Origin of the sequence: Marinobacter azerbaijanicus (genome assembly GCF_030250645.1) — a bacterium.
Taxonomy (GTDB): Bacteria; Pseudomonadota; Gammaproteobacteria; order Pseudomonadales; family Oleiphilaceae; genus Marinobacter; species Marinobacter azerbaijanicus.
Genome location: NZ_JASSVS010000003.1, coordinates 549670 through 559943 on the forward strand (window position 1 = coordinate 549670; position 10274 = coordinate 559943).

General features: G+C 57.5%; 9 protein-coding genes and 1 riboswitch. Of the genes, 4 read left to right on the forward strand and 5 right to left on the reverse strand.

The genetic code is table 11. From position 1 onward, the window contains the following. The first annotated feature begins 193 nt into the window (after positions 1 to 193). The 3 genes from pedF to QPM17_RS08965 all read left to right on the forward strand — a co-directional run bounded on the left by pedF (position 194) and on the right by QPM17_RS08965 (position 3569). On the forward strand, positions 194 to 622 hold the full coding sequence (gene pedF / locus QPM17_RS08955; protein WP_285390306.1) for a cytochrome c-550 PedF: 429 nt from the start codon (positions 194 to 196) through the stop codon (positions 620 to 622). A 47-nt stretch (positions 623 to 669) separates the two neighbouring features. Then, entirely contained in the window at positions 670 to 1602 is a 933-nt protein-coding gene (locus tag QPM17_RS08960; protein WP_285390307.1) for a substrate-binding periplasmic protein, read from the forward strand. Between the two features lie 191 nt (positions 1603 to 1793). Then, on the forward strand, positions 1794 to 3569 hold the full coding sequence (locus QPM17_RS08965) for a PQQ-dependent methanol/ethanol family dehydrogenase (RefSeq protein WP_285390308.1): 1776 nt from the start codon (positions 1794 to 1796) through the stop codon (positions 3567 to 3569). An 84-nt stretch (positions 3570 to 3653) separates the two neighbouring features. Here the strand turns inward: QPM17_RS08965 and QPM17_RS08970 are convergent, their stop codons facing one another. From QPM17_RS08970 to QPM17_RS08980, 3 genes are all read right to left on the reverse strand, one after another. Beyond that, the gene (locus QPM17_RS08970) at positions 3654 to 4439 is read right to left on the reverse strand and encodes an ABC transporter ATP-binding protein (RefSeq protein WP_285390309.1); all 786 of its coding nucleotides are present in this window, start codon (positions 4437 to 4439) and stop codon (positions 3654 to 3656) included. Next, complete coding sequence (locus QPM17_RS08975) at positions 4439 to 5254, reverse strand: ABC transporter permease (RefSeq protein WP_285390310.1); 816 nt, start codon at positions 5252 to 5254, stop codon at positions 4439 to 4441. The genes QPM17_RS08970 and QPM17_RS08975 overlap by 1 nt, the downstream gene beginning before the upstream one ends. A gap of 66 nt (positions 5255 to 5320) precedes the next feature. Continuing rightward, a riboswitch (guanidine-I (ykkC/yxkD leader) is annotated at positions 5321 to 5431 on the reverse strand. Between the two features lie 181 nt (positions 5432 to 5612). Continuing rightward, positions 5613 to 6644, reverse strand: a complete 1032-nt coding sequence (locus tag QPM17_RS08980) for an alpha/beta fold hydrolase (protein ID WP_285390311.1) — start codon at positions 6642 to 6644, stop codon at positions 5613 to 5615. A 159-nt stretch (positions 6645 to 6803) separates the two neighbouring features. Here QPM17_RS08980 and glnT point away from each other — a divergent pair, with 159 nt between their 5' ends. Further along, positions 6804 to 8162: a type III glutamate--ammonia ligase gene (gene glnT, locus QPM17_RS08985; protein WP_285390312.1), complete on the forward strand. Its 1359-nt coding sequence runs from the start codon at positions 6804 to 6806 to the stop codon at positions 8160 to 8162. 181 nt (positions 8163 to 8343) lie between these two features. Here the strand turns inward: glnT and QPM17_RS08990 are convergent, their stop codons facing one another. Together QPM17_RS08990 and QPM17_RS08995 are read right to left on the reverse strand one after the other, a co-directional pair. Further along, a complete protein-coding gene (locus QPM17_RS08990; protein WP_285390313.1) occupies positions 8344 to 8955 on the reverse strand; it encodes a TetR family transcriptional regulator in 612 nt (203 codons plus the stop codon). A gap of 223 nt (positions 8956 to 9178) precedes the next feature. Next, a complete protein-coding gene (locus QPM17_RS08995; RefSeq protein ID WP_285390314.1) occupies positions 9179 to 10246 on the reverse strand; it encodes a putative urea ABC transporter substrate-binding protein in 1068 nt (355 codons plus the stop codon). Between the last annotated feature and the right edge of the window lie 28 nt (positions 10247 to 10274).

A 10274-nucleotide genomic window follows, 5' to 3' on the forward strand; every position in this document is an offset into this window, starting at 1 on the left:
AGTTTTTCACGACCGCTTCATAGCCTCGTGCTTTGGCGCCGCTTCTGCACGCCTACTACCAAGGAACTAGAACGAAGGCGCCAAAGTGGCATTCTGATCGCTATGGCGTGTTCCTAGACTTGAATGAGGTAGCTGGCAATGCATTTACAACAAACAGCCAGCGCACGGGGATTCAATACAGAGGTATAACAACATGTCAGTTTCTTTTTCATTAAAGGCTTTTGTGGCTGCGGGTTTGCTGGCCACTGCCGGTCTCGCCATGTCTCATGGAGACGTTACTCCCCAGGAAGTGGATACCGGCGATCTACCCGATCTTGGCAAGGAAGCGCTGACAGAAAACCCATTCCGAAAAGGCAATGAGCATGGCGACAAGCATGCCGAGGCCGTCAAGGTGGGCAAGAGCGGTTACGCCGGCAACTGCGCGGTCTGCCACGGCATTGAGGCCATGTCCGGAGGTCTGACTCCTGACCTGAGGGAGTTGACCGAGTGGGACGACGAATACTTTATTGGTCGTGTCATGAACGGCACCGGGCGAGGCATGCCATCGTTCAAGGACAATCTGGATCAGACCGCCATCTGGGCCATCAAGACCTACATTGAATCGGTCCCCCAGCCGGAATGAAGCGTGAACCGTATTCTTTGCGGCTGGATTTTCCGGGAGGTGATTTTATGAAGTCAGTTTTTCACGGCTTGATGTTCGTACTGCTTGTTGCAGTTACCAGCCAGGCCCAGGCCCAGCAATCCCGCACCCTGATTCCGGACCGGACGCTGGACATCGTGCAGGACTCAGGCTATCTGAATGTCGGCATGTATAAAGACTTCCCGCCATACTCCTATGAGGCGGATGGCGAGGCCAGAGGGGTGGACGCAGACCTGGGGCGCCGCATTGCTGAAGGGCTGGGCGTGGAGTTTCGGCCCTACTGGATTATCCCGGATGAAAACCTGGGTGACGATCTGCGTAATCATATCTGGAAGGGACATTATCTGGCGAAAACCCGCATAGCGGACATCATGATGCGGGTGCCTTACGACAGCACCTTCAAGTACATGAGGGATTCCACCGGTGAAATGATCAACGAGCAGGTGGTTTTCTTCGGCCCCTACCAGCAGGAGCGCTGGCAGATTGCCTTTGACAAGAGCCGACTGGACGGCGTTGAAACGGTTGCGGTGTTTCAGTATCACCCGATCGGTGTGGAGATCGACACGCTTCCTGCCACCTATCTGACATCCGCCTTTGGTGGGCGGCTGAGGAATCAGGTGCATCATTACAGGAACGTCGGAGAGGCATTCCAGGCTATGGAGCAGGATGAGATTGCCGGCGTGATGGGTATGCGGGCGGAAATCGAGCACCAACTGGAGGCCCATGAAGGTAATGGTTTCACCAAGGCGGGGAATGGCTTCCCCGGGATGACAAAGCAGGTGTGGGACGTGGGCCTGGCCGTGCGCCACACACACCGGGCACTCGGCTATGCCATCGGAGCGATTGTGGATGGCATGGTCCGATCCGGAGAGATGGTCGAGCTCTATGCCAACCATGGGCTTTCCTACAGTCGCCCCGGGTACTACGACGAAATTCTCGGCCCCGAAGAGAGTGGGGAATAAACCTATAGTGCCTTTTGAGCCCGCCATGTGCGGGCTTTTTTATGGGGGGTCTTACTACCAAGTGATGAGAAAACCTGTGCTGGCGATTAATTGTTGGGATTGCTGCTCAGGCCAAGAATGTAGGTTAGAGGCGGGAAGAGTTCCCGGTTCGCTGCACACACTGACAACAAGAGACTTTGGAGAGCGCAACCATGAGATCGAATCCGTTCGGTAAACAGTTTACCGCCAGTGCCCTGGCGCTGGCTGTATCCCTGGGGGCCCACGCGGTCACCGATGAAGACATCCTGAACGACCAGGATACTGTTGATGACATCGTAAGCTACGGCATGGGTGTCCAAGGCCAGCGTTTCAGCCCAATGGACGCCCTGAACACAGGCAATGTCCAGTACCTGCAGCCGGCATGGGCGTTCTCCTTTGGTGGCGAAAAACAGCGGGGCCAGGAGTCCCAGCCACTGGTAAAGGATGGCGTCATGTATGTGACGGCCTCCTATTCCCGTATCTATGCCATTGATGCGCGCACCGGCGAGGAAATCTGGCAGTACGACGCCCGCCTGCCGGATGGCATCATGCCCTGCTGTGACGTGGTTAATCGTGGCGCGGCCCTGTACGACGACAAGGTGATTTTCGGCACACTCGACGCCAAGCTGGTGGCCCTGAACAAGGACACTGGCAAGCCGGTATGGATCAAAAAAGTTGCTGATTACCAGGCAGGCTACTCCATGACTGCAGCCCCGCTGATCGTCAAGGGCAAGCTGATCACCGGTGTTTCCGGTGGCGAATTCGGTATTGTTGGTAAAGTCGAAGCCCGCGACCCGAACACGGGCGACCTGCTGTGGATGCGTCCGACGGTAGAGGGCCACATGGGTTACGTTTACAAGGATGGAAAGGAGATCGAAAACGGCATTTCCGGTGGCGAAGCAGGCAAGACCTGGCCTGGCGATATGTGGAAGACTGGTGGCGCGGCAACCTGGTTGGGCGGCACCTACGATCCTGACACCGACACCATCTTCTTCGGCACTGGCAACCCGGCCCCGTGGAACTCACACCTGCGCCCCGGGGACAACCTGTTCTCGTCCTCACGCGTCGCCATTGACCCGGACGATGGCAGCATCAAGTGGCACTTCCAGACCACGCCCAACGATGGCTGGGATTATGACGGGGTCAACGAGGTAATCTCCTTCGACTACGAAGAAAACGGCAAGACCGTCAAGGCCGCTGCCACTGCCGATCGTAACGGCTTCTTCTATGTGCTGAACCGTGAGAACGGAGACTTTATCCGCGGTTTCCCGTTCGTTGACAAGATCACCTGGGCTACAGGCCTGAATGAGGACGGCAGCCCGATCTACAATACCGAGAATGGTCGCCCGGGTAACCCCGCCGATGCCGACGGTGAAAAGGGTGAAACAGTGGTTGCCTTCCCGGCGTTCCTGGGCGGCAAGAACTGGATGCCCATGGCTTACAGCCAAGACACCGGCCTGTTCTACGTGCCTTCCAATGAGTGGTCCATGGATATCTGGAACGAGCCGGTTTCCTACAAGAAAGGCGCTGCGTATCTGGGTGCCGGTTTCACCATCAAGCCTGCAAACGATGAGTTCATCGGTGTGCTGCGTGCGGTGGACCCGAAGACCGGTGAGGAAGTCTGGCGTTACAACAACCCGGCTCCGCTTTGGGGGGGTGTACTGGCCACAGCAGGCAACCTGGTCTTTACCGGCACGCCGGAAGGTTACCTGAAGGCATTCGACGCCAAAACCGGCGAAGAGCTCTACAAGTTCAATACCGGTACCGGTGTGGTTGGTACGCCGGTGACCTGGGAAATGGACGGTGAGCAGTATGTGTCCATCTCCACTGGCTGGGGCGGCGCGGTGCCTCTCTGGGGTGGTGAAGTGGCAAAAGTGGTCCGTGATTTCAACCAGGGCGGAACGGTGTGGACGTTCAAGCTTCCCAAAGACCGGGTAGCTAGCAACTGATCCACGGTGATATCCGATAATGCATCGGTTTGAAAGGGGCTGCCTTCGGGTGGCCCCTTTTCGTTCCGGTAAAGCAGCATTGGCTCATGCTGCCTGATGGCGAGCCGTCTGGCTGACGGAGTCATTGATATGGGCCATCAGTTGGCGATCACTTTGCCCAGTGGGCAGATCATAGGTGATGGAAGCGCCGAAGGCCTGTGGGTCATGGGGATCATTACGAACCTTGTCGAACACCAGTAGCCGCGTGCCCAGATAAAACCCCTCCTGTAAATCGTGAGTTACCATGAAAATGGTCGTTCCCGTCTCCTGCCACAGTTTCAGCAGCAGATCGTGCATGTCCTTGCGGATACCCGGGTCGAGCGCGCCGAAGGGTTCGTCCAGCAACAGCACGCGGGGGCGCATGATCAGGGACTGGGCAATGGCAAGGCGTTGCTGCATGCCGCCAGAAAGTTCGTGCGGCCACTTGGTGGCGGACGCTTCCAGGCCAACCGAAGCCAGCATCGTGTCTACCTTCTCCAGAGCTTCGCGCCGGGCACTGCCAAACAGTTTGCCGAGCCAGGGCTTTTGCTCCAGCTCCAGGCTCATCAGAACATTCTGGCGCACGGTCAGGTGTGGGAATACCGAGTAGCGCTGAAACACGATGCCCCGGTTCCGGTCGGGCTCCCCTGGAAAGGCTTCGCCTTCGAGAAGTAACTGACCACGACTGGGGGTTTCCTGCCCCAGCAGCATTTTCAGGAAGGTGGACTTACCGCAACCTGAAGCGCCAACGAGAGTACAGAATTCACCCTGTTTCACGCTAAGGTTCAGGTTCTCCAGTACCACCAGGTCGCCATACTCTTTCCAGAGATTACTAACCGTAATAAAACTCATCAGTGGCCTCCTGCGTTGTACCACGGGAACAGCCTGCGGTTGGCAAGGCGCAGACACTGGTCGATAACGATGGCGAGAATGGTGATCCAGATGACATAGGGCAGGATCACATCCATGGCGAGGTAGCGCCGCACCAGGAAGATCCGGTAACCCAGGCCTTCGGTGGAGGCTATGGCTTCCGCGGCGATCAGGAACAGCCATGCCGGGCCCAGGCTGAGGCGCACGGAATCGATCAGGCGTGGCATTACCTGGGGCAGCACCATGCGGGTAATGACCTGCCAGGAATTGGCCCCGAGAGTCTGGATCTTGATCAGTTGTTCGCCTGGAAGCTCCCGCACCCGCTGAGCCACATCCCGCATCATGATGGGCGCCGTACCGATGACGATCAACATGACCTTGGAGAGCTCTCCAAGGCCGAATACGATAAACAGGATAGGTAATATCGCCAGCGGCGGGACCATGGAAAGTGCTGACACCAGTGGTGCAAGGTTGGCTCTTACCAGCGGCAGGGCGCCATTCAGCATACCGATCACCAATGCCAGGGAAGCTGCGATAGCAACCCCGATCCCCAGTCGTTCCAGGCTGGCGGTGGTGTCCTTCCACATCAGATAATCGCCGCTGCGCCGGTCTTGCTGGAAGGCCATGCGGTCGACCGCGGCGGTCATCTGTTCGAGGCCGGGAAGCAGTTTGTCGTTGGGATTCTCAGCCAGTCGCTCCTGGGAGGCAAGGCTGTAGATCAGCATGATCAACAGGAAGGGCAGTAGGCCAAGCAGGGTAGCCGATACGCGCCCGGGGTGGCGGTTGATCAGTCGCATAGGTTGTCTCCTCTGGTCACACAACACGGCAAGTCCATCGCGGGCAACGGCATCCCTTGCGATTCAGTCTCCCGGGCTTTTGTCCCGCCGTGTAACCTCCCAGAGGTCGGTAACTCTCGGACCAGCCATCCGGGCTGCTGCTGTCACGCCCGGACCGGAACCCTAGTCACCCATTTTTTCGTTGTTTCGCCGCGCGCTTCGCGGTGTTGTCGTGAACGGATCGGGGTTTCTAAACCGTCTGTCCATACCAGTGCAGATGGCGTGCCAGCTTCGTAAAACGGGCACAACCGGGGCGATCCGGACTGATCGGGAGCGAATCGACGCACCATTGATGTGCATGATGCGTGTGAGTGCACAGTCATGGCTCGTTCCTGCCCAGAAGCGACTGCGCAGCGGCAAGAATCTCCTGGTGACTCCGGGTTTCCCTGCCAGCACCTCCGGCAATATGCCCCCAGTCAGAAATGAGAGGGTCAAAGGTGGCTCCCGGCATTTGGCGGGCATCCTGCAGGGCATCCTCGACCGTGAAGTAGAGGTCGGTACTGCCAGGCATCATCCGGGTCGGCATGGTGAGCGAAGCGAGTGCGGCATTGTAGTTGCCCTGGAACACCGGGTTGTCACTGATGTCGCCACGCTGCCAGGTGCTTAGCATCACCAGCAGGTTATTGGCATCCTGGCCCAGGTGGTCATCTTCCCAGTACCGTAACAGAGCCTCGATGGAACCAAATCCCAGGCTACGCCAGAGTTCGTGGCGGAAGAACGCCTGGGAATAGGCCCAGCCTGCATATACCCGACCAAACGCCCTTAACCCTCGTTGTGGCGGGCTCCGGTAATGACCTCCCTGAAAGTTTTGATCGCAGGTTAGGGCGGCTTTTACACCTTCCAGGAATACCCGGTTGTGGGGGTAGCATTGTGCCGTGCAGCATGAAGCGAGAACCGCGCGAACCTTGTCCGGAAACAGGCATCCCCATTGCAGCGCCTGCATGCCACCCATGGACCAGCCCATTACCAGGGCAATGCTGGCACCGCCGAATACGTCATCCACCAGACGCTTCTGCAGCATCACATTGTCGTAAAGACTGACCGCGGGAAAGTCGGGGCCGGCCTGGTGTCCACGGGTATTCGATGGAGAGGAGGACTCCCCGGCCCCCAGCAGGGACGGGATGACGATGCAGTACCTGTCAGGGTCCAGCGGGCTGTCGTCGCCAATCCATGGATGGTTGCCCGAAGCTGCACCACCATAGTACGTGGGTAACAGGATCAGGTTATCTTTTGGTGCGTTCAGTTCCCCGATCTGGTGGTAGTGCAGGCAGGCCGAATTCAGGGTCTCACCGCTGGAAAGGGGCAGGTCGCCTGCCTCGAACTCATCTTTAAGCCACTGCTTTACCGTCATTTCTGACCTCTCTTTCCGTGTAGTGTCCAGGTTCTGAATCGACCCTTTATCAATTATATATACACGCTGGCATGTAAGTTGAATGGCAAAGCCGTAGAAAGAAACGTGCCAGAACTTACATTGATTACCCGCTTCGCCGGGTTAACGAGGGGAAACACAATGACAGACCTGACCGACAACCAGGCCCTGAAACAGAAGCTCGCGGATGCTGGTGTCAAATACGCCATCGCCAGTTACGTGGATATCCATGGCATCAGCAAAGGCAAGTTTGTACCCGTTGCCCACCTCGGCCAGATGATGGAAGGCTCGGAGCTATACACGGGGGCTGCCCTGGACGGCGTGCCCCAGGATATCTCCGACGACGAAGTGGCGGCGATGCCGGATGTCGGTGGCGTCGCCATCTGCCCCTGGAACCGAAAACTCGCGTGGTTTCCTGGAAACCTTTACCTCAACGGAAAACCATTTGGAGCCTGTTCCCGCAATATTTTCCGTCGCCAGCTGGATGCGGCTGCGGGCATGGGCTACCGCTTCAACCTGGGCATTGAAACGGAGTTCTTCCTGTTCCGTGAGACCGAGGATGGCGGTTTCGCCCCGCTGAGTGACCGCGACAGCCTGGGCAAGCCCTGCTACGACCCACGCACCCTGATGGACAACCTGCCCATCGTGGACGAGCTGGTGGATGCGATGAATGAACTGGGCTGGGATGTGTACTCGTTCGACCATGAAGATGCCAACGGGCAGTTCGAAACCGACTTCAAATACGCCGAAGGCCTGACCATGGCCGACCGCCTGGTGTTCTTCCGCATGATGGCCAACGAAATCGCCCGCAAGCATGGCGCCTTTGCCAGCTTCATGCCCAAGCCATTTGGTGACCGCACCGGTAGCGGCGCCCACTACAATATGTCTTTGGCGGACATCAAAACCGGCAAGAACCTGTTCGAGCCTGACGGCGATGACCTGCATGACTGCGGTATCAGCAAGATCGCGTATCATTTCACTGCCGGTGTGCTGAAACACGGTGCCGCCATCAGCGCCGTCATTGCCCCCACGGTCAACAGCTATAAACGCCTGGTTCGCCAGGGCAGCATGTCCGGCTCCACCTGGGCACCTGTGTTCATGTGCTACGGCTCCAACAACCGCACCAATATGATCCGCATCCCCGGTATGGGCGGCCGCATTGAGTGCCGCGCCGCCGATATCGCCTGCAACCCCTACCTCGGCAGTGCCCTGATCCTGGCGGCCGGCCTGGAAGGCATCCGTGAGGGCCTCGATGCGGGCGCTCCCCACCACGAGAACATGTACAACTACAGCGACGCGGAAATCGCCGAACGTGGCATCGAATACCTGCCCCGTAACCTGGGCGAGGCGGTGGAGGCCTTCGAGGCAGATCCGCTGGCTAAAGAGGTGTTCGGCGAGGCTATGTTCAACAGCTTTGTGGAGTACAAGAAAGGCGAGTGGGAAAGCTACCAGAACCATGTGTCTGAGTGGGAAGTTGATCGCTATCTGAAGATGTTCTGATCGGTTATTGGCAGTTTTACTCTGACCGCGCTGGCGGGTGGGAGCCCTTTCAGGGGCACGCTGTGAATACGTCCCTGTACGCTTGACGAAAACATCCCTGTTTTCGACATCCCCTGAAAGGGCTCCCACCCGCCAGCGCTACTTCGGAGTTGCCTGAAAAAGCGAGCAGAGCTTTCTTTCGTTAGTTCTTACCGAGCAATGCCCAGAATTGCCTCTGGAAAAACGGCGTTTCCTGCTTGAGAGAGAAGAGCTTCGGTGCAAACAACCATGTTTGGGTGATACCCATCAGGTAAGTATAGCTCAGCAATCCAAGATCGTTTGGATCTTCCCTGGTCGTTATCAAGCCGTGCTCCACAGCCCGCCCAACCAGATCCTGAAACAACTCGATGATAGACTTCGTTAGCGCCCGTTCCCTTTTCAGCGTGCGGCTCATGGCATCGGTCAGTTCCGTCTTGTTCAGCAGAATCTCGAACGACTGCCGGTATTGCCTGTTATTTGCCAGCAGTCCCAGCCATTGCTCGATAAACCGATCCATCGCCTCAATCGGCGTCTCCCGCATACCTGCGCACTCGGTAACCAGTGTCTCCAACGGTTCCTGGGAATAGGCGAGCACCGCTTCGTACAGGTCATCTTTGTTCTGAAAATGCCAGTAAATCGGCCCACGGCTGCAACCAGCCTCCTTGGCAATACGGCTCAGGGTGGTGAGAGAATAGCCGTCCCGGCTAAACAGCTTTAACGCAGCTTCCAGAACCGTCTGGCGTGTCTTCTCAGCATCTTCCTTGGTACGACGCATAGGGACCATCTATTCCGTCTGGCTTGGGAGTTTCGGGTTGGTATGGGGGAGGCTTTCCAAAACACGCTCCTTACGGCACGTCCATGTGACGCTTGGGCTCCGCCATCCATGGCTCCGCACAGTTTTGGCAAGCCTCCCCCATACCAACCCTTCCGCTAACTCTAAACGAAAACGGGCACGAATGTTCGTGCCCGACGTTTTCAGTGACATAGGTCACGTTGGCTCAGATATCGCCGTCCGACGCCATCTGCATGTAGCTGTCGTTAAACCGCAGCTTCACGTTGCCCTCGTCGCCCATTATCGAACCATCCGGAAACTCGATACCCACAAAGTCCGGGCTCATGGCGCCCTGGCCAAGCAGCCCCTTGTCGAACGAGAACTGGCGAACGCTGTCCATGGCTTCACGGGCCTCATCGCTACGGATGAACTCAACTGAGTTCTCCGGCTTCCAGAACATTTTCATGCCCGCCAACTGAGCCTCATAACCGGCCTGGTCGGTACCGGACAGCTCACCCAGAAAAGCCCGGGCTTCCTGGCCCTCCTCAGAGTCCGAAGCCAGAATGCTCATGGTTTCATACCAGGCGCCGACGAGGGCCTTGCCCAGCTTGGGGTTGTCTTCCAGAGTCTCGGAATTCACCAGGGTCAGGTCCTTAATGTGGCCGGGAATCTGGCTGGAATCGAACAGTTTGGTAGCGCCGGGGTAGGCTTCCACTTCCGCCAGTAGCGGATTCCAGGTAGCGACGTGGTGCACATCGTCAGTCTGGAAAGCGGATACCAGATCCGCATCTGAAATGTTCACCACGCTGATATCACGCTCTTCCAGGCCAACGGTATCCAGCGCCCGCACCAGCAGGTAATGGGAAACGGACAGCTCAACAAGGTGCACGGTCTCGCCTTCCAGATCGGCAATAGATTCCGCATCCTTGGATACCAGGCCATCGTTGGCGTTTGAATAGTCTCCGACGATCAGGGCGGTGGTATCCACGCCAGACGCTGCGGGAATCGACAGTCCGTCCATGCTGGTGGCGACCACCCCGTCAAACTGGCCGGCGGTGTACTGGTTAATGGATTCGATGTAGTCGTTCACCTGCACAATATCCACTTCGATATCGTACTTGTCCGCCCACTTCTTCATGATTCCGTAGTCTTCGGCATACTGCCAGGGTACCCAGCCGGCGTAGATGGTCCAGGCGATGCTGAAGGAATCTTTTTCCTCGGCAAGAGCCCCCATGGACAGGGAGGCGGTCAGCAGGCCGGCCGCCAGATGTTTGCTCAGGTCAGATGTTTTCATGGTGTCTCTCCTCGGGCGTTGCCCGTGT

What these genes read in the sequence shown, in the direction of transcription:
- QPM17_RS08990 (WP_285390313.1), bottom strand. Translation starts at nt 8,955, where the DNA reads ATGCGTCGTACCAAGGAAGATGCTGAGAAGACACGCCAGACGGTTCTG.
- pedF (WP_285390306.1), top strand. Translation starts at nt 194, where the DNA reads ATGTCAGTTTCTTTTTCATTAAAGGCTTTTGTGGCTGCGGGTTTGCTG.
- QPM17_RS08980 (WP_285390311.1), bottom strand. Translation starts at nt 6,644, where the DNA reads ATGACGGTAAAGCAGTGGCTTAAAGATGAGTTCGAGGCAGGCGACCTG.
- QPM17_RS08975 (WP_285390310.1), bottom strand. Translation starts at nt 5,254, where the DNA reads ATGCGACTGATCAACCGCCACCCCGGGCGCGTATCGGCTACCCTGCTT.
- glnT (WP_285390312.1), top strand. Translation starts at nt 6,804, where the DNA reads ATGACAGACCTGACCGACAACCAGGCCCTGAAACAGAAGCTCGCGGAT.
- QPM17_RS08970 (WP_285390309.1), bottom strand. Translation starts at nt 4,439, where the DNA reads ATGAGTTTTATTACGGTTAGTAATCTCTGGAAAGAGTATGGCGACCTG.
- QPM17_RS08960 (WP_285390307.1), top strand. Translation starts at nt 670, where the DNA reads ATGAAGTCAGTTTTTCACGGCTTGATGTTCGTACTGCTTGTTGCAGTT.
- QPM17_RS08995 (WP_285390314.1), bottom strand. Translation starts at nt 10,246, where the DNA reads ATGAAAACATCTGACCTGAGCAAACATCTGGCGGCCGGCCTGCTGACC.
- QPM17_RS08965 (WP_285390308.1), top strand. Translation starts at nt 1,794, where the DNA reads ATGAGATCGAATCCGTTCGGTAAACAGTTTACCGCCAGTGCCCTGGCG.